We start from the raw sequence: 22,660 nt of genomic DNA, 5'->3' as shown, positions 1-22,660 counted from the left end.
TTTTTCACTTACATATGATAAACAAACCTATTAGTTCAGATAGTTGACTTTTCATGAATATGGGCATATGATGATTAAAAATTGCATCAAGGAAACTTTTTGTGCCCAAGCAAAACTTTGTAGAATCTAGGTGATGACATATGACAAACAAATACATCGAGGCACAGGCACACATGTCAGCGGCAGCTGAGCGTGCACTTGAAGGTAAGGTCAAAGGATTTAGAAGGCTTCTTCCTTTTCTAGGCCCTGCTTTTATCGCTGCCATTGCATATATTGACCCAGGAAATTTTGCCACCAACATTGCGGCTGGCTCTAAATATGGATATCTCCTTTTATGGGTCATTCTCATATCAAATCTCATGGCTTTGCTCATTCAATCATTGTCCGCAAAGCTTGGAATAGCGACAGGTAAAAACTTACCTGAAATCGCACGTGAAGAGTTTCCAAAACCCGTCTCCATCGGTTTATGGATTCAGGGCGAACTCGTCATTATTGCCACAGATTTAGCCGAGTTTATCGGGGCTGCACTTGGTTTATACTTGCTTTTTCGGATCCCGCTGCTTGAAGCATCCATTATTGCAGCTATCGGATCATTTGCGATTTTAGAATTGCAAAGACGGGGATATCGCGCATTAGAAGCCGGCATCACTGGCATGCTGTTCGTTGTCGTGATCGCTTTCGCTGTGCAAACCTTTGTCGCCAAGCCTGATATGGCAAGTGTCGCAGGCGGGCTTTTCATTCCAAAATTTGATGGCGCAGATAGTGTACTGCTTGCAGCCGGAATTTTAGGTGCCACTGTGATGCCGCACGCGATCTATTTACATTCAGCATTAACCCAAAGGAGAGTCGTCGGCAGAACGGAAAAGGAGAAAAAACAGATTTTCCGCTTTGAGTTTTTAGATATCCTTATTGCGATGCTAGTCGCTGGAGCCATCAATGCCAGTATGTTGATTGTGGCAGCCGCTTTATTTTATAAAAATGGTCTCTTTGTTGAAGATCTGGATGTTGCGTTCCAGCATTTTAGCACACTCGCAGGTCCTGTATCAGCTATCTTATTTGGTGTAGGACTGCTTGTAGCCGGACTATCAAGCTCTTCTGTCGGTACATTGTCAGGCGATATCATTATGCAGGGTTTTATTCAATACCGGATTCCGCTGTATGTCCGCCGGCTGATTACTATGATTCCCCCTATTGTGATCATTGCATCTGGGGTGAATCCGACATCTGCACTTGTGATGAGCCAGGTGGTCTTATCCTTTGGTATTGCCTTTGCTTTAATTCCGCTCATCTTATTTACAAGTAAAAAACGAATTATGGGCGAATTAACGAATGCCCGCTGGGTAACAGGAATATCTTGGGTGATAGCAGCTCTTGTTGTCGCACTCAATCTCTTTTTAATTGTGGATACGTTTATGTAAAAGACAGTAGTGATGCTGTCTTTTTCTTTTCATATGGTTATGGTAAAATTCCCCTGAGAGGATGTGGGCACATGTTTTTTTATCAGGATCAAGAGATAGCTATGCGGCTGCTTGAGCCAAGAGACGCAAGAAGTCTATATTTGCTCATCCAGCGGTCAAGAGAGCATTTACGTGAATGGATGCTTTGGGTGGATTCAACGAAAACAGAAGAAGACAGCATGGCGTTCATTCAAGGCGCAATGCAGCAAGCCTTGCAGAACAACGGTTTTCAAGCGGGCATCTGGTCACATGGAGAGCTTGTCGGGATCATCGGCACCCACCAAATTCATTGGATCGACAGGACTGTTTCAATTGGCTATTGGCTCGGAGAAGGCTATCAAGGAAAAGGCATCATGACAAGAGCGTGCAAAGCAGTCATTCATTATTTATTTGAAGATTGTGGACTGCACCGCATTGAAATCAGGGCTGCTGTCGATAACCTGAAGAGCAGACGCATCGCAGAGCGTTTATCCTTTTCGCTTGAAGGCATTTTGAGACAATGTGAATGGCTGGGCGACCGCTTTACGGATCATTGTGTATACGCCCTTTTGCAGCCTGAATATATGAAAGAAAAAACGCATTCTATGAATCAGCCCACGTAATTGTGTCGATTGCATGAATTATTTTACAAAGTGAAGCTTTGTAGTATCGGTTGCGATCAGCATCTGATAAAATAGAAGGAAAAATCGAGGTATGAAGTATGTCTCTTATTATTTTATTTTACTTATGGATTGTCCCTTTATTATTTGGCATTTTCTTCTCATTCTTAACAAAGAAAGCCACATACAAACGCCGCTTTGTCCCATCATATAGCATGGCAGGACTCAGCATCGTTTTTCTCATTCTGGCACTTGTCTTTTCAGCCAGCCATTTTCTATTCATTTGCGGTATGTTCCTATTTGCCACAACCCTTGTCGGCACAGGCATTCCTTTATTTTTAGCCTTTGCAAAAACACAATCATAAACAAAAACCACCTTTTCGCAATGGAAAGGTGGTTTCTTTTTTATTGATTTGGCATTCTGTAAGTCACAGTGGCATCTTGATTGGCTTCAATCGTTTTCACAATGTCTTGAAGGACCTCTGCTGCACGATCGTTTGAGTCATACTTACCGAGCGTCTTGACCCAAGTATCGCTTCCTGCGATCATCCCTTCAATCTTTTTGCCGGCTACAGTGACTTCGTGGACATGAACGAAACTTTGCTGGTTTTGTGTGAAAATCCATAGCATGGTTTTAGCTCCTTTTTTGTGGTGATTGGATTAGTTTAACATGTAATTTCCAATTATGAGTGGGTGATTGAGTTTGCAAGTGCTTTTTCAGTTTAAAAAACCTTGATATTTCGTAAAAAAATCAAGGTTAACATAGTATCGTAATCTTTTAGTTTTTATGTCATCATTTAGACGTTAAAATTACATAGGTTCTTTTACTGGCAAAGCTCCATTCATTATTCTTTTATTAATTGTTCACTTTCACTCATCAGACATAGCATCGTCGTAATCCTGTAATTCTTCCATTATTTCTTTTAATCGCTCAATACTATTGATCAATTCATCGTAAGAAATTTCTTGATAATTAAATATTCCTTCACCATATTCATCACTATCAAAGATTTTCACATCCGCTCCCAAATTCAGTAAAGCATCAACTAATTCCTTTAAATTTTCCATACTATCAATATCATTTGCATCCGTTTCGGAAAAAAAGTCCTTGTTTTCAATCCCACTTTTTATATCTGTAATTCCTAAACCGGTGTACTTTCTTAAAGGTAATACATATTTATTAATTGGACCTTTTGAGCTTATCTTAATAGCTATCTTACTCATATTTTTCCTCCCTATTAAAATTCCTCTAAATAATCTGGATTAACAGGTCTACCAGGTGCATTTTTGCTATAACTTCCTCCATGCCAACCCTTTAAATGTTCTCTTCCAGTCACAGGATAAATTAATTCTCCTCTATTACTGATATGTGGATAATTCATAGCATTGTAAGTATGGTGTCCGATAATGGATTTCCCATTATATTGTGGTTTTTTGCTTTTTAAAATCTCTTGTTTTTGTTCATTAGTCCAATTCCTTGTTGTAGATTCTCCATCTAAGATTCTTTTCTTTTCTTGTTTCCAGAATTCAGTAACCCCTGCAGCCCTTCTTTTGGAGAATCTTTTATCCCATTGATATCGTTTATACTCTTCCTTTGTAACAGTACGATTTTCAATATTTTCCTTTATTTTCTTCTGCTGATTCCGACTTAACGATTTGTAAGGTGTAACTTTTGTAGTTAAATCTAATTCTACTTTCTGTACCCTCTGAGCAATAATTTCTTCACCTACTGCTACTTTTTTATTTCTCAAAGTTTTTTCTGTACTCTTAATCCCTATCTTCCCATGAAACCCTTTCGCCCCAAACGGCAAAAGCATTCCAAGCGCCGCGTTCATACTCGCTTCCTGCTTTTCTATTGAGATCTTGTTTCCAAACATGTCTCGGCCTGTGATCGCTTCGCTGAAGCCGTTTGTGGCGGTGAGGCCATATAAGCCTTTTTGAGATGTTTTTAAGGCGTCAAAAGACTTTTGTGATGTCTTGTAGATGTCGACTGCCCTGACTGCGGCTGATGTGGCTTGAGTCGTTTTATAGACAGCTTTTCCACCTTTGAAAATGCGGCCTGCCCAGCCGACGATTGGGATGTAGCCGGCTGCAGCCATGCCGCCTGCCGCGACTCGCTGTCCTGCGGTGAGTTCCTCGCCTGTGATTGGATCAACGCCTGTTGCGGCACGTTTTGCATCGTTCACGCCGGTCAGTTCATTCACGATGTTTCCACCATAATCGAGGGCTTTTTCATACCAAGGGCGGTTGGCGAGGGCTTCTTGTTCCTTCGCAATCTTTCGGGCTTCTTCTTGTTCTTTTTTGATTTTCAGATATTCAGAAGTTTGCTTCTCAATATCGCTTTTTGCCTTGTAGATGTCGCTATTTTGATACGCTTTCTTATCAAAATTCATAGGTGAAATCGCTTTTCCGTCATTTGTCGCATTCATCATTTCAGCATACAATGCCATTGTAGCTTGCTGCTCCGTCTCTGACAAAGCATATTCATCTTTTAAATTTTGATCAAGCTCTCTCAGTTCTTTGACCGTCTTTTTTCGATCATCTTCCGCATCTTCTATTTTTTCATCAAAGGTTTGGCTATCAAATACCTCTAGGGAAATGAGGTCATCAATGTCTTGAAAAATCGTTTTGAGTGCCTTTTTTTGATCCTTTACAATGCTTTTGGCGTTTTTGATGCCCATATGTACTGCGTTGTCTAAAAAGTGTTCCTCTATAAAGGTATCGCCGCCAAAGCTCGTATCATCCAGTGTCCCAGAAACACCTTCATGAAAGGCTTTTTGTTTATCAATGAAGCTGATAAACATGTCTACATTTCCAGCGAGCTCTTTATAGAAACTTTTAATATTATCGGCACCTTTCCCAGTGAAATCATCACCGAGGTTGGCAACACCTTGTAATGCCTTTTTTAAATCTACCATTTGTTCGCGGAGTTCTTGATAGTGTTTTGCCCTTGTGTCCATGGCACTGGTTAGTGCTTTTGCATCAAGTATCTTGCCCAGAAGAAGTCACTCCCTCCATTATTGATCATAAAGTCTATTTTACCTTTCTCAGCGAATTGGAAAAATAGGCTTTAAGTTACAAAAATAATTTCCATATATTTTTAGAGGAAATAAAACAAGTGATAATTGAAATGTTTTTTTCCTTTCATTAAAAAAAGTCAGTCCTCTTTTGAGAGGACCGACTACATTTTGTTTAGAAAAAGCGTTTTAAACTTTTCTTGAGTGGAGGGATATCCAGCTCGCCTTTTTCGAAGAATTTTTTCAGTAAGTATTTACTAAAACCAGCTGCTTGTGTGTACGTAATTTTCCCAGGTAACGGCGGTTCATTGGTGACAGCAACATCAATAATGACGGGTTTATCTGATTGAAGGGCTGCACTAAAAGATGGAGCTAGTTCTTCATGTGATGACACGGAGATTCCTTTGCCGCCGCATGCTTCTGCGAACTTAGCAAAATCAATATCTTCCAGCTCTATACCATAATTGATGTTTCCTTTTACCTGTTGTTCATATTCGATCATTCCAAGGTTGTTGTTGTTTAAGATCACAACAACGATCGGCAGTTTATATTTTACCGCTGTCACAAAGTCTTGCATGACCATTGTGAAGCCACCATCGCCGCAGACAGCAACCGCTTGACGATTCGGTTCATTTAACTTAGCAGAGATCGCTCCAGGCAAACCACAGCCCATTGTGGCAAGCCAGCTGGAGATGATGAAATCCTGCTGTTTCATTTCAAAATGGCGTGCCATCCATACGGTCACATTCCCTACATCAACAGAAAGAATGGCGTCGTCTTCAACTGCTTCTTCTAGTCTAGCAATGACTTGCTGCGGTTTAAGCGGTGATGTGGCAACGGATTTTTCCTTATCCATTTCTTCTCGCCATTTCATCATATGCTCGGTACAAGCTTCAAGGAAACCACGCTGCTCTTTATATTCAATGTAGGAGGTCAGTTCCTGCAAACCACTCTTGCTGTCACTCACGATTCCTACGTCTACTGGATATCTTTTACCGATTTGATCTGGTTTAATATCCAGTTGAATGGCAGGTGTGTCCTCTGGTAAGTAGTCTCTATATGGAAAAGAAGTTCCAAGCATAATTAAGAGATCACACTCTTCCATTGCTTCATAAGCTGGCTTCGTTCCAATTTGACCTAGGTTTCCTAAAAAGTATGGATGCCTGTCTGGCACCACCCCTTTTGCAGGAAGTGTGATGACGATAGGTGCAGCAGCCTTTTCTGCAAATGAAAGAAGCTCTTCTTTTGCATTTCGTAATCCTTTACCTGCTAAGATGACCGGCTTCTTCGCATTGTTAATTAGCTGTGCTGCCTTTAGCAGTTGATCTTTCTTTGGCCGTACCTCTCCCTCAACATAAAGAGGAGATGTATAAACTGGCTTACGCTTAATTTTTTGAGAAAATAAGTCATCTGATACGGTGAGAACAGCCACCCCTTTATGGGTATAAGCTGCTTTAATGGCTTGATTCAATAAATCAGGCAAAGCTTCTGCTGTTTGTACCTGCTGATTAAAGACAGCGACGTCGTCAAACATCCGCTCTAATTTGATTTCTTGGAATGTGTCTCTTCCTACTTCATTCGACGCAACCTGCCCTGCAATTGCTAAAACGGGTGCGCCATCTGCTTTTGCATCGTATAGTCCATTTAATAAGTGGACAGCACCCGGTCCAGCGATGGATAAGCAGACACCGAGCTTACCTGTTAGTTTGGCATCAGCCGCCGCTGAGAGTGCCGCCACTTCTTCATGTCTCGTTTGTATAAATTGTATTTGGCTTGATTCATGCCTAAGCTCTTCAATCAATTCGTTTATGCTGTCGCCGGGCATTCCATAAATATGTTTTACGCCCCACTCTTCCAGTAGCGCTGTTACTTCTTTTCCTGCGGTTCTTTGCGGCATGTGAGAAAACTCCTTTTTTCTTACTCCATACCACCGCACCCTTTTGATCAAACGTTTCAACTTGCTGCTACTTTTTAAAATGATATGGAAGGGTGGCGACCACAATATCCCGTTTCCATAATAGACGGAACCTTAATAAAAAGGCAGATTGGTTATGCAAGATCGTATGCCATCTTTTTTTCGGGATAAATTGAGGCACGAGCACCATCACTTTATATTGATGCGCATTTGCTTTTACCTCAACCGTTTCAAGAAATTTATCAAGCGGATGAATAAGACTTCGATAAGACGAATGCAATATCACAAGCCGCACACCGCTGTTCAGTTTTTCCCAATCCGCTTCAATTTTCTTATCTTTTTCTTTATCAAAGGATACATGAACTGCTATGACTTGCTCTGATAAAGATTTTGCATATTGAACCGATTGCTCGACGACACGTGTTACACCGGCTATTGGCACGATGACCACATTTCCTTTAATCTCAACAGGCTCTGTTTCATTCATTAAACGCAGTTGTTCTCCAACAGACAGATAATGTTTTTTAATGGAATGAAAGATCAATAGCACAATAGGCATGAAAACAAATACTGGCCATACAAGATGGAACTTGGTCAAAATGAGAATCATGAGAACCGTGAACGAAATTAGCGCTCCGACAATATTGATAGGCATTTTCGTTTTCCAGCCCTGCGGTTTTTCACGAATCCACTTCACACACATACCGGTCTGTGACAACGTAAATGGAATAAATACACCTACAGCATATAGCGGAATGAGGTGTTCCGTTTTCCCATCAAACAACCAAATCAGCAGCATAGAAGCTACACCTAAAAAGATAATGCCATTAGAATAACCGAGTCGATCCCCTCTTACAGTAAACATGCGCGGCATATATTTATCCTTTGCTAAGTTGACCGCCAATAAAGGAAAGGCGGAAAAACCTGTGTTTGCCGCTAATATCAAGATTAAAGCTGTGACAGCTTGAATGACATAATAGAAAAATGTACGTCCAAATGTATCTGATGCAATTTGTGATACAACCGTTTCTTCTGGCTTTGGTGAGATGCCAAAACCAAACGCAAGCAATGTCACACCCACAAATAAAACAGCTAGTAATCCACCCATCATCAATAATGTTCTCGCTGCATTTTGTGCAGCTGGTTTTTTAAAGGATGGAATGGTATTTGAAATGGCTTCTACCCCAGTCAGTGCAGAACAGCCAGACGAAAATGCTTTTAATAAAAGAAACAATGTAATGCCAGGTACATGCGTGCCTATCGCTGTATGCTCAGGTGCTGGAGGAACGCCTCCTGTTAATAATTTAAAACCGCCGACTCCAATTAATATAAGAAGTGATATGACAAACAAGTATACGGGATAAGCCAAAATAGATGCCGATTCTGTCAATCCACGAAGGTTAAGCACCATGATCAAGATGACCAATACAATTGAAATCAGCACATGATATGGATATAGTGCCGGAAAAGCCGATGTGACGGCATCGGTACCCGCTGATATGCTCACTGCTACAGTCAAAATATAATCTACAAGCAATGATCCGCCTGCGACCAGTCCTGGTTTTTCACCTAAGTTTCTGCTAGAGACGACATAGGCTCCGCCGCCTTCTGGATAAGCATAAATAATCTGGCGGTAAGATAGAATTAACGCCATTAAAAGAATTAATACACAACCTGCAATCGGGAGTGAGTACCAAAATGCTGCTGCACTAACGACTGAAAGAACTATCAAGATTTGTTCTGTACCGTATGCAACGGATGACAATGCGTCTGATGACAATAATGCCAACGCTTTGATTTTTGATAGTTTTTGTTCTCCTGCTGCCTGTGATTTTAATGGTTTCCCAATTAAAATACGCTTCATCAAACTGTACATGTGATGCCCGCTCCTTTAGTGTCAAACGATTTAAGTTACAAAAGATGGATCGCCAAAAAGACACAGAGGCAATAGAATGCCCCTGCGTCTATTGTTTAGATCACAGGTTGGTCTTTGCTCTCTTTAACGCTTACGAGGTTAGCTGACGGATTCGGGCGCATGAGACTTTGCCCTACCTAAAAAGGATTCACCCCACGTGGTGTCCTGCACCACCAATGGTTCCCCCGCTCATCGAAATGATTCAGCGATTGGTCTTTTATAAAAGAGATCATACTCCCGTTTAACACCAAAGTAAAGACATTTTTTCAAGGTCTTTTGATCGTTTATCAATCAGTCTTTTTGCGGTTTTTTCGCACGAAATAAATAATCATCACGACCACAAAAATAATCAGTGCAGCGATACATGCAAAGTAAATCCAAGAATCATTGATGCCTTGCTTTTCACCTTTTGGGAGATCATTTGTTGTGCTGCTGACCGTTTGATGATTAGAGAACATGTCTTTGTTTTTGCTCTCGATTGCAACTGTTGCCGTTTCCGTATTTGTTTGCAGGAAATGAATCACTTCATGTGAAAGATCAGCGTCAGCTGCATTCATTCCGGAAAAGACGGTCATTGTCTGTTCTTTATTCCATACAGATGGCTGCGTCCATACAATACGAGCAGTCGTTTCGTTGATCATGCCAAAGGAGGATACATCATACTGATCCTTTTTCACTGGAACGATGAGATCGTCTGCCTTTTCTTTTAAAAAAGAGAACGTTTGAATGCCCCCGATGAAAATGAGAGAGTGATCTTTCAATTGATCATTTGTCACATTTGAAGCTTTGATCAAATGATATTGGGCAGCTTCCGGCTGACTAAACGATTCTGTCAGCATCGCCATTTGATTGATCGTTTCTTGCTTGATTTGATCTGGCATGATGATCAATGTTTTTCCTTGCTGCGTTTTTGATGTGAAAGGAAGCGGCCATGCGGCTAAATCCGGTGTATCACTAGTCGTACCTTCTGGTATTTGAAGAGAGCTGTTCTTATCAATGTAAATCCAGCCTTCTTCATCCGTATATCTGCAGGCTTCCATGTTTTTAAAGCCTGTAGTAACAAATTGCAAATCAATATATTCGTTCTTTTGGAGTACTTGTGAATCTACTGGAATTGACACATGATAGAACCCATTCTCATCTTTGTTTCCTAGTTTTGTTAATGGTACGTCGTGCGGTTCGTTATTGATCATGACTGTTAAGCGTTCCGCTTTGTTCGCTGTATCAGATTTTTTAAATGATAGATTTAGTTTAGCTCCTGATTTTTGATGAGCGATCAATGCCTTTGGATAATAGTAATGATCAGATGCCGTCTTTTGGGTTCCGACTGTGACATCATCACCACCAAAATCTTTTAAACGAATTTGATGAGATGGTTTTGATGTTTTAACAGTAACCTTTTGAAGGAGTAAATCTGTCCCAGTGAGCTGACCTGTCAGTTCTGGTTGAGTCAGGACATTGATTTTTTCAGCAATTGTTTTTGGCTGCTTAGCAGTGACAAATAAAATGGGCTGTTCTTTTTTCTTTCCTGTCAAGGTTCTCACCGCTAACGTGAGCTGATCGCTTGCTGTTTTCATCTTTGCAGCTTGCTCGATCGATTTCACTCGTCCATCCCAGTTTCCTTTTGCTCCCACAGCAATGGTTGGATGAGCGATTTGCTTGAGGTCCTTTTCTTGGACGAGTTTGAGGTCTGCTTGGCGGTCTTTGTTTTTCAACGTCCGGTATACTTTCATAGCCGCTTCTAATTCAGCTGCTTCCGGTGAATTTGGAATCACAATATCTGTTTGTTCTTTCTGATCACCTGTTTGAATGAAAAATGAAGGGAAGCTGTCTAACGTCACGTCTTTCGTTTGAGTTCCTTTGAAATCCAGCTCACTTTCAGGATATACTTTCAGCCAATTGGCAGGTGTCTCTTGGTTGATACACACACCTTCTTTTAACACGCCATAAAATGTGAGCTGAATTTGATGAGAACCTTTTTTCAATTGCGCTTTGTTCAATTTGATTTGAATTGATTTCTTTTGATTTTTCCCTGATACGGGAATGGTCTTTTCAATCTCTCCATCAATCATGACTGTGAACGAAGATGGCGAAATAAGTAATGGTGAAGCCTCTATATTTAATGTAAGGGTGCTAGACTCAACTTTTCCTCTCTCTATTTGATAGGAAAATTCAGTGCGGTCTTCTTGTCCATACAAGGTTACTACATCTTCTGATAATGCTTGCGTTTCCGTTTGACTTCCTTTAGATGTGCGAATCCAGTCATCTTTCACTTGTACTCGATTTGATTGCGCCATTGCTTGACCCGCCATGAAAAAAGGCTGAATGGCAAGGGATATCATCAATATAAAAATCATCCATTTTACCGATTTCAATTTGTCACCCGCTTTTCTTTTGTTGTTGATCGTAACGCTCAGTTTTGTACCATTTCACTTCTTGTTTGAATAAACGGCTCTTTGCCTCTACACATAAGGAGTACACGACTAGCGCAATCCATACTTGAGAATAAGTGAAGTACATGAGCGCCACAATGAGTATATTTTGTTTGGTGAGCTCTGTTTTCTCAATACTTAGTGTAATCATCACTTCTGTTAGAAAGAGGAAGAAGGCCAATCCCCACAGGATCAGTGCAACAGCCCCTACAGATAAGTGAAGGTCAACAAATAGGTTCACGATAAAGATGCCATTTGAGAGCAGGACACCGAAGAAAAATAAGAAATACGTAAAGAAGAAATAAAACAAATCAAAAATCATTCGTTTTCGTTTCAGCTTCATAAACTGTTTCAAAAATTTGAGGACAACATATTGATTGCCTCGAGCCCAGCGCGTTCTTTGCCGCCACCAGACCTTCCATGTCTCAGGCTCTTGTTCCCATGTAATAGCAGCTGGGAAAAATCGAATGACATAGCCAAGGTTATAGACACGGATCGTTAATTCGGTGTCTTCAGCCAACGCATGAACATCCCAGCCGCCAAGCTCTTCTAAAATGTGCCGGCGGATGGCGAAGTTGGTGCCCGGTATTGTCGCAATGCCAAGCCACTTCCATCTTCCGCCTTGCGCCATCCATTGAAAGCAGATGGTCTCAATATTAATAAATTTGGTCAGCAGATTTTTGGCTGCATTGATGACCCTGAATTTCCCGACAACAGCGCCTGCCTTTGGGTCATTCAATAAACCAAGAACCAAATGATAGACGGCCTTTTGTTCAGGCATGTTATCTGCATCGTATACGCAGATGACTTCTCCTGTTGAAGCCTTTAAGCCTTCATTCAGTGCAGTTGATTTTCCCTTTCCTGCAAATGGCGGTTTCGTTTCAATCATATGGACATGATCATATTGCTCACTGAATGACTGCACGATGTCCCCTGTGCCATCGGAGGAATTGTCATTAATCACAATGATTTCAAGGAGATGTTGAGGATAGGATAGCTGGACCATTGCTTTTAGCGTTTGCCGAATGACAACTTCTTCATTATGAGCAGGAATCAGAATGCTGACGGTCGGCAGTTCTTTCCCTTGTTTCGTCCATTCAGGCAGCACTTTTTCGTAGGTCAGGTAGTGCTGAAAGCCGCCCTGCATGAGAAACATGTGGTATAGGAGCATGATCCAAATCAGTATTAATGAAAGATAAAATAAGACATCAGCCACCTAATTTTCTCTCCTTAAAAATACGTTTTTTCATTGTCAGTCTTAAATACAATGTGTAAAAAGCAAATGCCGCAATAAACAGCATCACCACGACGGTGAGAATTCGCAGCATATTTTCCATGCCGCTTCGTTTAACTGTTGTGGTTTCCGCTCTATTGGATTGTTCTACATGAATATGTCCATCCCCTGATGTTTTGATCTGTACATGTGGTGTTTGGACTGTCTGTTTTGTTTTCTTTAAATCCAGCCATTCACTAGAAGGAATTGCATCCATCTGCGTCATCAGATTCTGCAATCCAGTTATTCCGGATTCCACATCATAGGACAGCCCGATTGCGGCTGATTGAAGATGCTGGATGGATTGAATCTTTTGTTCTGTTAAAATATTTGAACCTTCTTCGTCAGACGCTGCCTCTACTGATTGCTGAGGATATAAAGTCATGCCATGAAGCATGTCGGGTTTCGTCACGAGCGGCGGAGCACCGGCTGTTTTCCAAGTATGATCCGACAGCTGTACCTGTCCAAACAGACTGGACACATGCCTTGATATCACTTCGTAGCCTTGTTGAGATATGGCATCATGCGGCACCTCGAATGCCAGTGGATAGAGACCTTGCTGCGCAAGAAACTCAATGCCTTTTGTCAGTTTTTCTTCTGTATAGATGGTTTCTTGCTGCTGATTCGATTTCGTATAAGCATGGAAGTCTTTTTCATTCGAAAAATGGCTTTCACTTTGCTTCTTCTCAGCTTTTTTAGGGTCATTTGACGTAATGGACTGATCATTCTTTGCATCCCAGAACTCAAAGTCCTGACCAGAATCCTCCGTGCGATACGTACGGCTAAATCCATGGAGAATGATGCTGGCTCCATCGCTTTGCAATTGTTTTAACACTTTTACAAGCTTCGGGCGGTCACTCAGTGTCACTTCATCGCCTGTTGTTCGATCCACCCAAACAGGGGTTACCGCTATTAGAAACGGAATATGCTGAGTGGATACGTATTGTCCAAGCTCAAGCAGCTTCTTTTCGTCAGTGACAGGACTGATGTTCCCAAGCCTTAAGTATTTTGTGGTCAGCTGATTAGAAGAAGGAAGGCGTTTTTCTAGCACTTCTGCAAGAAGCTCGCTGTGCTGCACGACATTTAGGATTCCAATATAGGCGGCACCTTCCTTTGTTTGAATCACAAATGGAAGATCAGCTTTATGTTTTTTCAATAGAAATTCCCTTTGCAAGTCTGCCCCTTGAACCGTTAACGCACTGATCCTTTTCTCTAGCTGACGGTATGCTTTATCATCTGTATATTTGATTTGACTCGTGTGATCTTGTTTGTGAAAAGTAAGCGCGGAAAATGGGCGCAGCTGTTCCGCATTGTATCCAATGGCTATGATCTTCTGTGCTTCGTTCATTACACGAATGGTCTGTTTTGGTAAGGTTCTCTTTATTTCCCCTAGATAGATGACTTGCTGAAATTCGCTGATCTTCTTTTCAGCCAAATGTTCATCAGATACAATCGTCGTCTGTTTGGAAAAATGTCCGGCGAGTAGATCCAGCATATGCACTGCTGGAGTCGTTTCTCCTGATTCTGTTGAATAAACGATCAGGGTATCTGGCTTGGCAAGAGCGTCGGCTGAAGCCATGTATTGAAACGAAAGAATCAAAAAGAGAGCAATCATCAAACAGAATTTCATCAAAGAATTAAAGTTCATTCATCATCATCTCTTTTTCTAGTTCTTCTAAAAATTGTTCTGGCGTGCGATACTCCGAACTGCTTGTTAAATGACAGACATGAAATGTCAAGGTGACTTCACGGCCGTTTAACAGCACATGCTTTTTCAATTTATCCTTTAGCTTCTCAAGGACGACAGAGACATTTTCTTCTGGTGTGTGAGTAAGCAGCAGGCCTATTCGTTCTTCAGATAATCGAAATTTCTTATCGGTTTCTCTGACACTTTCGCGAATCTTGTTACTTAATTGCTGAAATAGGTGCTGCATTTCTTTTTCTCCATATAACGATTTGAATTCTGCTGCATAATGAATGTGAAGAAGGATAAAAACGAATGGCTGTTTGTAGCGTTCTGCCCGTTTCATTTCCTCAGACAATTCCAGCCTCATCCGTTCTGCATTGTCAAATCCAGTGGTCGAGTCAATTGCCACAAATTGTTTCATCGCCTGCTTTTGTTGTTCAATGGTTTGCCGCATCGTCTTGATCCGCTCATGCAAGCTTCCTGCTGAAATCGCGAAAAAGAGGAGGGCTGCGCCCCAAATCACCACATCTTGCAATGTTTGATTGGTAAAGAAGGGGGTTGTGTGGCCAAGCTCTGTAAAGAACATAGCACTTCCTATAAAGAACAACATCAGCAAGGTAAAAATTAATGCTGGTAAGATGCCAAATAAAATCCCGCATCCTAACACGACAAAAGTCAGTGTGATCATCAAAAAGCTCTCTGCATCATGTACGCCAAGGTAGCCCATAAACAAAATAAGACCTGCAAACGTGAGGAGCAGAGAATAATATAAACGATACGTATTACTGAATAACCGATTCATTAAAAAGCTCCCTTTCTGCAATGAGAGGCAATAAATTGTCAAATGAGTGTGTGTCTTTTTCGTTCATGTACCCTCCATAATAATCCTTGAGAGGATCTTGAATTTGTAATTCTTTCATGCGGTCATACACCTCTTTTGCGAATTCCGATTCGTTTTGTTTAAGAGCATACAAGATGACCAGCGCATATACAGAAGGCGATTCATACGTCACTGCTGGCTGCAATGTGCTCAGTTTATATCTACCGTACAATTTTCCTTCTTTTGTAAAAGTCGTTTTAAGCCATTTCATGATCGCGGACGTATTCACCTTTGCACGATCGGCATGTAGAGCCGTATAGAGTTGATCAATCATATTGATTTCTCGATCAAATGAATAGGCTTTTTTCTTTATGTCATAGGATTTAGGAAAGAATCCTTTTTTTCTCGGTGCTTGTTTTAGAATGGCCAATTGGTTACTCGTCATTTGTTTCGTGAATATTTTGAGGGATTCCAATTCTTTGATTGCTTTTGGGTCTAAATATGAGAGTGTGATTGTGTGTGAAGTTCGATTTGTTGATGCATCATAATAATCGGACAAGATGCCTCTATACATATTTTTGTCTTTTAACGCTTGTGCGATTTCTTTTGCTGTTGTTTGATATGCTGCATTCTTCCATAAACGATCTGCCTTTTGAAGTGCCGCCACTACCCGTAAATCATCAACCAAGGCATTGGCTTTACTTTTTTGATCAGATTCGATTTGCCAGCTGAGAAGATGATGGTCTAGTAAAAATTCATCTTGCAGGACACCCAATTGTTGGTCAAACGAATTTTGGTCTTTTTTTCGAACAAGATAATCCATCCAAAGCCCCAGCGATTCGGATAAGTAGATGTGCTGCTCTGCAAATGAAGTGCGGATCAAGCCTTGATCTGTCATGAGGTGATGAGTAATAAAATATTCTCCAGGCAATACTGGCTGTGGTGATACTGGATAAGCTGATTCCGTCTGCTGCTTCCAGGTACATCCACCTAGTAGAATGACAATGAGTAAAACAATACCTATGCGATGTATGGGTGTATCCATTCGTGTCCCCTTTCAACTCCCGTTCTCTTAGCATTCCAACGATTTATTATAGATTGTTTCTGTTTAAATTTAAATAAATATTTTATACCAAATTACGAGTCTTTTCGCATAGACATTCCCATTTTCAGAAAAACAATATGTCGATATGCTTGATTACATTGGAAAACCCATGCGTTTCCGCATGGGTTTTTATAATACTATTGATCTAATTTTAATTTCTTTAATTGCTCAGCCAGTGCGTTATTGATTGGTTCTTCCACTTTCTTTTGTTTCTTCATATATTTAGACACATCATGCTTACTGGCTCTCTTTTGATTGGATTGTGATTTGCGTTTTTCGAAAACAGACAGTTTTTCTCTATGGCCGCACACACAAGCGAAGATTTTGCCATCGCCTTCTCCGCGCAGCTCGAGCTTTTTATGGCAGTTCGGGCAGCGTGCGTTTGTTTTCTTCGCCACATTTTTACGGTGGCCGCATTCTCGGTCTTGGCACACGAGCATTGTGCCATGTTTTCCATTTACTTTTAGCATAAGTTTTCCGCAGTCGGGACAATGGGTGCCAGTGACATTGTCATGCTTAAAGGTTTGGTTCGTCTGTTTGATTTCAGATACGGCTTGTTTTGCATAGGACTTCATTTCACTCATGAATTTAGAAGCCTTCAGCTGTCCTTTTGCGATTTTAGAAAGCTTTTGTTCCCACTCTGCTGTTAATGCTGGAGACTTTAAGTCTTCAGGCACTAAGGAGAGTAACTGCTTCCCTTTTGATGTGATGAAAATATCTTTGCCCTTTTTCTCGATTAAGAAGCTGTTGAACAGTTTTTCAATGATATCGGCTCTTGTGGCTACTGTCCCTAGTCCGCCTGTTTCACCAAGGGTTTTCACTAAGTCCTTTTCCTGATTTTGCATAAATGCCGCTGGGTTCTCCATAGCAGATAGCAAGGTTGCTTCATTAAAACGAGCAGGAGGTTTCGTTTCTCCTTTTGTTTCTTTCAGCTGGCGCACTTCAAGTGATTGCCCTTCGGAAAGTACCGGCAGATGCTGATCTGCTTCGGCTGATTCCTCGTCTTCATAGGATTCATCATACACGGCTTTCCAGCCGGCTGATTGCACGGTTTTTCCTTTTGCTGTGAATGTTTCACTGCCTATTTTGGCGATCACCGTTGTTTCCTCGTATTCAAAAGGATTCATGAGTACAGCAAGGAATCGTTTGGCAATAAGATCATACAATTTACGCTCTTTATCACTTAATGCACCAGGATACAGCTCTTCCTCGGTTGGAATGATCGCATGGTGATCTGACACTTTTGCATCGTTGACGAAGCCTTTGTGCGCTTTCACACCTGATTGTAAAATGCGGTTCACATGCTGAGCGTACGGTCTGACATTCATTCCTTTTAATCGATCTTTTAATGTAGGAACGATATCCGCTGAAATAAATCGTGAATCTGTACGCGGATATGTCACAAGCTTATGCTGCTCATACAACCGCTGAAGCGTAGACAAGGTTTCTTTCGCTGAGAAGCCGTAGCGTTTATGCGCATCACGCTGCAATTCAGTGAGGTCGTACAGCCCTGGAGCAAAAGCTTTTTTCGCTGTTTTTTTCAATGCATCGATCACTGCTGGTTTTCCTTTGCAGCCTGCCAAACGCTCTTTTATGGCATTCTCTTGGAATGTGCGGTTTTGCTTTGTTTTGGCATCCTGCCACGTCAAGGTAAGTCCATCTACTTGTGCAGTCATTCCATAAAACGGCTTTGGCTGGAATTGCTGAATGTCTTCTTCTCGTTTGGCGATCATGGCAATCGTTGGTGTTTGTACCCGTCCGCAGGAAAGCTGTGCATTGAATTTGGTCGTCAGCGCTCTTGTTGCGTTGATCCCTACAATCCAGTCTGCCTCTGCACGTGCAACCGCTGAGCGATACAGATTATCATATTCTCTGCCGTCTTTTAGTCGTTTGAAGCCTTCTTGAATGGCTTTATCCGTAACAGATGAGATCCATAGTCGTTTTAGGGGCTTTTTCACATGCGCTTTTTCAAGAATCCATCTTGCGACAAGCTCCCCTTCACGTCCAGCATCTGTTGCGATGACAATGTCTTTTACATCTTTTCTTGCAAGCTGTGCTTTTACTGCTTGAAATTGTTTACCTGTCTTTTTCATGACGACAAGCTTTAGCGGCTCTGGAATGATCGGCAAATCCTCTAAACGCCAGGATTGAAATTCTTTTCCGTAGCCTTCTGGATCAGCCAGTGTAACCAAATGGCCAAGGGCCCACGTTACAATGTATTGATCTCCTTCTAAAAAACCATTTCCTTTTTTATGACACTTCAGTACACGTGCTAAGTCACGGCCTACTGAAGGTTTCTCTGCTAATACAACTGTTTTTGACACTAGATTTCACATCTCTTTCTTCTATCCATCCTTTTATTATAGCAGACGTGGAGATGTGGTTCTAATGACTAAAAAATTCAATGATCTTCTAGAAAATAAATTCTGATCATGTTATATTTAATTAAATTATTTTACAAATCAGGAGTAATTTATGAAAATATTTAATGATTACATACACAATGTATCTTTTTTTGATCTCTGCTGGACATCTCTTCTCTATTTTATTACTACTCTAATATTATTTTCTGAAAATGAATATTTATTACTTATCTCTATACTATTAATCCCTTTTACATGGATATTAAAAATAGTTAGTATAGTTAATTCATTCAAGAATTTCAAAAATATAGACATTAGTGAACCAGGGTTTAAATCAGATCGTGTAGCTAGAGGGAAAACCTATATATATATTTCTGTATTAACTTTGATTTTAGGATTTATAACATTTAAATATCTTGGTTATAATTATTTTAGCAATTTTCATACGATTTCTTTCTTCTGCTTTATTATCTGTTTGTTTTTTAGTGGGCTTGCAATAATTAAAAATAGTTATATTTTCAGATTTTGTTGTATTATTAGTGTAACTTTTTTAGGATTATTCACATTACTTTTAGTTTTTGTATCTTTGTTATCTTTACTTATCACTTTTTTACCCTTAGAAGCTAGTAATAGTAACCAAAACTTTTATACAGAAATTTATAATGTATTTTCGCTAAAAACTTTAATTATTCTATCATTTGTAGTAGAAAACTACTCATACGAGTCTATAATACTATCCATCTACTCAACTGTATTTTTATGCATAACTGTACTTATCCATCCAGCATATCAACTTGAGCAATTAAGTACAGCTTTTAAAATAAGCAATATCACTTTAACCTTAAGCTCTTTAGCAATCTTTTTCTTTGTAAGTATAAGTTTTTCACCAATTTCTTTATTAAACGAACTTAAAAATTTGGAATACTACAAGGATACTGATATCGCAGTGATTCAGAATAATTTCTCTAACTTTAAAACATATTTAAGTGATTTTTCCAAAGCGAATATTATAAGTGTTGGTACAATTCTTTTTGCACCATATGTAGTGGGAATCTTAATTACATCTTTTTTACTTGATCTAAGGTTAAAGCAAACAAAAAAAGTTTCTGCAAATATCTTAGAAAAATCCATGGTATTAGATCTTTCTTATAAAAATGAGCACTTTATGACGAAAAAATACTTTTACTACAATGGCGACAAAAACCAATGGAAAATGCATAATGATTTAAACACTTTAAAAAGGAACAATCTGAATAGATCCAGCATAAAAAAGACATTTTTTAAAAATAACATGAACATATTTTGAATTTTTCGTAGATTTCAGCATGTCCAGACGATCTTTCGTTTATATTAGAAGATGAGAAACTAGCTTTTATACAGGAGGATTTGTATATGCATACAAGTATTAGCCGTCTTCGACAGGCGGGTTTTATTGAGGGTATGTCTCTTTTAACCCTTCTTTTAATTGCCATGCCTCTAAAATATTTTGCGGATATTCCGATGGCAGTCACTATTGTAGGCTCTCTTCATGGCGCATTGTTTGTCATCTATATGCTCATTTTGGCATATGTGACTTTTAAAGTTCGCTGGCATTTGAAATGGTCCATCGCTGGTTTTTTTGCGGCTTTCATTCCTTTCGGTAACTTCGCCTACGATAAGGTGCTCCGCCAATATGATACAAAAGCTTAATCAAAAAGGGCTAAAACGACATTCGTTTTAGCCCTTAGTCTTCACGCTGAAGCGTCCTGATAAAGGAACGCTTTTTTATATTGATGCATATTTCACAATGGCTGCTCGACGCGTCATGTCGTGATATGCCACCCATAATTCATCACCAGGCAAGACGCTGGTGATTGGATCAATTGGCTGTTTCACTTCATACATCATGCCATTTCTCTCAACCTGAATGATCGCTAACGGCAGATTGCCGATGACGCCCGCAAATTCAACATTGGTCACTTTTGCACTTCCTTGTTTCTCTTGCATGAGACCCATTTCTCTATCCAGCTCTTCTTTCTTTGTCTGGATCGTGATTTGAGTGCCCGCTGCGACCTGCATATGATCAGGGATAAACTGGCTGACCGTTTTTGTGATGGACTCATCTCCGTTTGAAACCGTCACATCGAGCTGAATAGGCTTTTGTTCATGGATGGCAATTGGATATTGCTTCACACGCTGGATCGTTCCTGTTAACGTCACATCTTTCCCCGATCGATTCCGCACTTCATGGCCATAGGCTGCCATTTTGAGCTGGCCGTTGATGTCAACGAGATCGGCTTTTTCTCCTGTTCTAAATTCAAAACCAGCGGCTTGAATCATCGGAATGATATACGTTTTCTGATCTAATTCAAATGTGAGTGATAAGACGGTGCCTCGTCCTACAGTTCCATATGATTCTATTTTTCTTAAAACAGCGCCTTTGATGAATTTTGGCCCGCTTAGCTGCGAGAAGTCACCTTCTTTTAAGAGCATTGCTTTTTTCTTCTTCGGATCATAGAGGATGGCGATACGCTGACCCGGCTGCGGTATCTGGGTATAGGATACAACCGTTTTAACCGCCTTCTCGATGTTTTCCCCATCATATTGAAATTGAAGCTGCATTTTGACGACTGGCTGTTCGTTAATGTAGGTGCCCGTTTCTTTAACAGACACAATATTGGCTTCTAATGTGACACTGTCCTTTATCTTGTTTCTCCTCACCAGTCTCAAAATCGGCGGCAGGAAGATCGCTAGCACAAATAATAATAGCGGGATCAAGATCCATATCGCCCAGTTAAGAATGAGCGGTCCGCCCTTCATAACATATTGCGTAAAGGTATCAACAGACGTTTGGTGGGCCGGACTGGCGTTTTCAATTGAGATGACCTTTTGCAAAGGAAATTCCTTTAGTTCTTTGCTTTTCGTCTCAAATGCACCCGTTAATTGATTGTCAAATGAATAATAGAGCCAGTCGCTCTTCACATTTTTATTGAAAGAGAGCCCTTCTCTTTGTAAAGATTCATATGAAAACGACTGCAAAAGCTTGCTGGCAGACGTCGCCTTATTCGTGCGATGGTTATAAATATAACCTGTCAGTTTGCCTTTTGCTTCGTCCTTTGCTGTAGAGCCTGCAAGAAGAACTTCTTCTTCATTAAGCTGGTAAATAAAGGTTTGATAAATCGGCTTTGGTGTTGGAACGACTTCCCCAAGCCTTCCCTCTGCATTCACTTTCCTTGCCCTTTTTGGATAGTTAGATTCGACAGCGACTGCAAAGTTTTGTGATGTCCCGATTGTTTTCTCCAGCTGCTGCTCCACTTTATCTTCAATGAGACTGAACGGTTCAGCGTTTTTGGAGACATAAACCCCAAGCTGTTGCTTCTCGTTTGAGATTCCGCTGACATACGCCTTCTGGTCATTTTTCAAAGCCAATTCAAACATAGGAATTGGCGTCTGCCCTCTAAAGGAATTCATGACGACATCGATAGAAACGGGTCTTGCTGGCAGCTTTAGATCGTTCAGATTGTGCACATGAAACTGACCATCCTTCAGCTCACCGATGACTGCAGCGGCACCGTCCATTTCTCCTGTAAATACGAGCCGTCCATTCCATTGGTATGTATTCGTTTTTAAAAATGAGGGAATCTGCAGGTTATTTTGAACGAGCTCTTTCTTTTCTCCGCTTGGTGTTAGTTTCTCGATCAACAGCTGCCCGTCTTTATTTTTTAAAGCCAGTAAGAGATTGTTTCCTTGAATGGATGGCAGCATTTCATGAAACGTATCACTTTCTGTGGTCCATTCACTAATTCTTTTTCCTGATTGAGGATCATACATTGCAAAATGGAGCTGCTGGTCTTTTGATACAGCACTCACCACTCGTTTCCCTTCATCAAATGTAAATATTCGTCTGACGTCATATTGCGTCGCTTTCCCTGCTGACAAATCATCTTGGTAATGGTTCCACACCAAGAAACTAAGAATGATTGCTGGAATAAAGAAGACAATATATCTGAGGAAGATGACTGGTACTCTTTTCACTTGATCGCTTCCTTTCTTGAGGTTCCTTTCACTTATACGTCAGTACAGCGAAAATGTTTCATG

The 22,660-nt window shown here is 40.5% G+C and carries 17 protein-coding genes and 1 riboswitch; of the genes, 5 read left to right on the top strand and 12 right to left on the bottom strand.

Translation table 11 applies throughout. From position 1 onward, the window contains the following. Window positions 1–140 precede the first annotated feature (140 nt). The 3 genes from NSS80_RS02460 (at window position 141) to NSS80_RS02450 (ending at window position 2,421) form a co-directional block, all read left to right on the top strand. Window positions 141–1,418 carry an Nramp family divalent metal transporter gene (locus NSS80_RS02460; protein WP_034283976.1) on the top strand — a complete coding sequence of 426 codons (1,278 nt, stop codon included), beginning with the start codon at window positions 141–143 and terminating at the stop codon, window positions 1,416–1,418. Between the two features lie 71 nt (window positions 1,419–1,489). Continuing rightward, complete coding sequence (locus NSS80_RS02455) at window positions 1,490–2,059, top strand: GNAT family protein (protein ID WP_034283978.1); 570 nt, start codon at window positions 1,490–1,492, stop codon at window positions 2,057–2,059. 98 nt (window positions 2,060–2,157) lie between these two features. Then, window positions 2,158–2,421, top strand: coding sequence for a hypothetical protein (locus tag NSS80_RS02450; protein ID WP_034283979.1), 264 nt, complete (start codon window positions 2,158–2,160; stop codon window positions 2,419–2,421). A 40-nt stretch (window positions 2,422–2,461) separates the two neighbouring features. Here NSS80_RS02450 and NSS80_RS02445 read toward each other — a convergent pair whose 3' ends face one another. The 11 genes from NSS80_RS02445 to NSS80_RS02395 form a co-directional block, all read right to left on the bottom strand. After that, entirely contained in the window at window positions 2,462–2,686 is a 225-nt protein-coding gene (locus NSS80_RS02445) for a hypothetical protein (protein WP_034283982.1), read from the bottom strand. A gap of 240 nt (window positions 2,687–2,926) precedes the next feature. Next, window positions 2,927–3,280: a hypothetical protein gene (locus tag NSS80_RS02440; protein ID WP_024425366.1), complete on the bottom strand. Its 354-nt coding sequence runs from the start codon at window positions 3,278–3,280 to the stop codon at window positions 2,927–2,929. Window positions 3,281–3,294: 14 nt separating this feature from the next. After that, window positions 3,295–5,055 (bottom strand): T7SS effector LXG polymorphic toxin, encoded by a 1,761-nt coding sequence (locus NSS80_RS02435; protein WP_342498477.1) that lies wholly within the window; start codon window positions 5,053–5,055, stop codon window positions 3,295–3,297. A 193-nt stretch (window positions 5,056–5,248) separates the two neighbouring features. After that, window positions 5,249–6,970: a pyruvate oxidase gene (locus tag NSS80_RS02430; protein WP_317222190.1), complete on the bottom strand. Its 1,722-nt coding sequence runs from the start codon at window positions 6,968–6,970 to the stop codon at window positions 5,249–5,251. Window positions 6,971–7,037: 67 nt separating this feature from the next. Then, on the bottom strand, window positions 7,038–8,864 hold the full coding sequence (locus tag NSS80_RS02425; RefSeq protein WP_317222191.1) for an APC family permease: 1,827 nt from the start codon (window positions 8,862–8,864) through the stop codon (window positions 7,038–7,040). Between the two features lie 112 nt (window positions 8,865–8,976). Beyond that, a riboswitch (cyclic di-AMP (ydaO/yuaA leader) is annotated at window positions 8,977–9,121 on the bottom strand. 69 nt (window positions 9,122–9,190) lie between these two features. Beyond that, complete coding sequence (locus NSS80_RS02420; protein ID WP_317222192.1) at window positions 9,191–11,278, bottom strand: cellulose biosynthesis cyclic di-GMP-binding regulatory protein BcsB; 2,088 nt, start codon at window positions 11,276–11,278, stop codon at window positions 9,191–9,193. Window positions 11,279–11,282: 4 nt separating this feature from the next. Beyond that, window positions 11,283–12,551 (bottom strand): glycosyltransferase, encoded by a 1,269-nt coding sequence (locus tag NSS80_RS02415; protein WP_317222193.1) that lies wholly within the window; start codon window positions 12,549–12,551, stop codon window positions 11,283–11,285. Further along, window positions 12,544–14,256, bottom strand: a complete 1,713-nt coding sequence (locus tag NSS80_RS02410) for a DUF2334 domain-containing protein (RefSeq protein WP_317222194.1) — start codon at window positions 14,254–14,256, stop codon at window positions 12,544–12,546. Before NSS80_RS02410 ends, NSS80_RS02415 begins: the two co-directional genes overlap by 8 nt. Continuing rightward, window positions 14,246–15,097 carry a diguanylate cyclase gene (locus NSS80_RS02405; RefSeq protein WP_041116730.1) on the bottom strand — a complete coding sequence of 284 codons (852 nt, stop codon included), beginning with the start codon at window positions 15,095–15,097 and terminating at the stop codon, window positions 14,246–14,248. Before NSS80_RS02405 ends, NSS80_RS02410 begins: the two co-directional genes overlap by 11 nt. Continuing rightward, window positions 15,078–16,160, bottom strand: a complete 1,083-nt coding sequence (locus tag NSS80_RS02400) for a glycosyl hydrolase family 8 (RefSeq protein ID WP_041116728.1) — start codon at window positions 16,158–16,160, stop codon at window positions 15,078–15,080. The genes NSS80_RS02405 and NSS80_RS02400 overlap by 20 nt, the downstream gene beginning before the upstream one ends. 197 nt (window positions 16,161–16,357) lie before the next feature. Beyond that, entirely contained in the window at window positions 16,358–18,544 is a 2,187-nt protein-coding gene (locus tag NSS80_RS02395; protein WP_317222195.1) for a DNA topoisomerase III, read from the bottom strand. Between the two features lie 151 nt (window positions 18,545–18,695). Between NSS80_RS02395 and NSS80_RS02390 the strand changes: the two genes are divergently transcribed. Further along, window positions 18,696–19,889 carry a hypothetical protein gene (locus NSS80_RS02390; protein WP_317222196.1) on the top strand — a complete coding sequence of 398 codons (1,194 nt, stop codon included), beginning with the start codon at window positions 18,696–18,698 and terminating at the stop codon, window positions 19,887–19,889. A gap of 86 nt (window positions 19,890–19,975) precedes the next feature. Further along, window positions 19,976–20,272, top strand: coding sequence for a DUF3817 domain-containing protein (locus NSS80_RS02385; protein ID WP_008347156.1), 297 nt, complete (start codon window positions 19,976–19,978; stop codon window positions 20,270–20,272). Between the two features lie 75 nt (window positions 20,273–20,347). Here the strand turns inward: NSS80_RS02385 and NSS80_RS02380 are convergent, their stop codons facing one another. Further along, complete coding sequence (locus NSS80_RS02380) at window positions 20,348–22,597, bottom strand: hypothetical protein (RefSeq protein ID WP_317222197.1); 2,250 nt, start codon at window positions 22,595–22,597, stop codon at window positions 20,348–20,350. Window positions 22,598–22,660 lie beyond the last annotated feature (63 nt).

The organism is Bacillus sp. FSL M8-0350 (genome assembly GCF_038593345.1).
GTDB classification, from domain to species: Bacteria; Bacillota; Bacilli; order Bacillales; family Bacillaceae; genus Bacillus; species Bacillus safensis.
The sequence above is the reverse complement of the archived record's forward strand: the minus strand, read 5'-3'. Positions and strand labels throughout refer to the sequence as shown.

Bases quoted from the DNA above. Each gene is read 5' to 3' on its own strand.
- NSS80_RS02460 (WP_034283976.1), top strand. From the start codon at position 141: ATGACAAACAAATACATCGAGGCACAGGCACACATGTCAGCGGCAGCT.
- NSS80_RS02455 (WP_034283978.1), top strand. From the start codon at position 1,490: ATGTTTTTTTATCAGGATCAAGAGATAGCTATGCGGCTGCTTGAGCCA.
- NSS80_RS02450 (WP_034283979.1), top strand. From the start codon at position 2,158: ATGTCTCTTATTATTTTATTTTACTTATGGATTGTCCCTTTATTATTT.
- NSS80_RS02445 (WP_034283982.1), bottom strand. From the start codon at position 2,686: ATGCTATGGATTTTCACACAAAACCAGCAAAGTTTCGTTCATGTCCAC.
- NSS80_RS02440 (WP_024425366.1), bottom strand. From the start codon at position 3,280: ATGAGTAAGATAGCTATTAAGATAAGCTCAAAAGGTCCAATTAATAAA.
- NSS80_RS02430 (WP_317222190.1), bottom strand. From the start codon at position 6,970: ATGCCGCAAAGAACCGCAGGAAAAGAAGTAACAGCGCTACTGGAAGAG.
- NSS80_RS02425 (WP_317222191.1), bottom strand. From the start codon at position 8,864: ATGTACAGTTTGATGAAGCGTATTTTAATTGGGAAACCATTAAAATCA.
- NSS80_RS02410 (WP_317222194.1), bottom strand. From the start codon at position 14,256: ATGAACTTTAATTCTTTGATGAAATTCTGTTTGATGATTGCTCTCTTT.
- NSS80_RS02405 (WP_041116730.1), bottom strand. From the start codon at position 15,097: ATGAATCGGTTATTCAGTAATACGTATCGTTTATATTATTCTCTGCTC.
- NSS80_RS02400 (WP_041116728.1), bottom strand. From the start codon at position 16,160: ATGGATACACCCATACATCGCATAGGTATTGTTTTACTCATTGTCATT.
- NSS80_RS02390 (WP_317222196.1), top strand. From the start codon at position 18,696: ATGAAAATATTTAATGATTACATACACAATGTATCTTTTTTTGATCTC.
- NSS80_RS02385 (WP_008347156.1), top strand. From the start codon at position 19,976: ATGCATACAAGTATTAGCCGTCTTCGACAGGCGGGTTTTATTGAGGGT.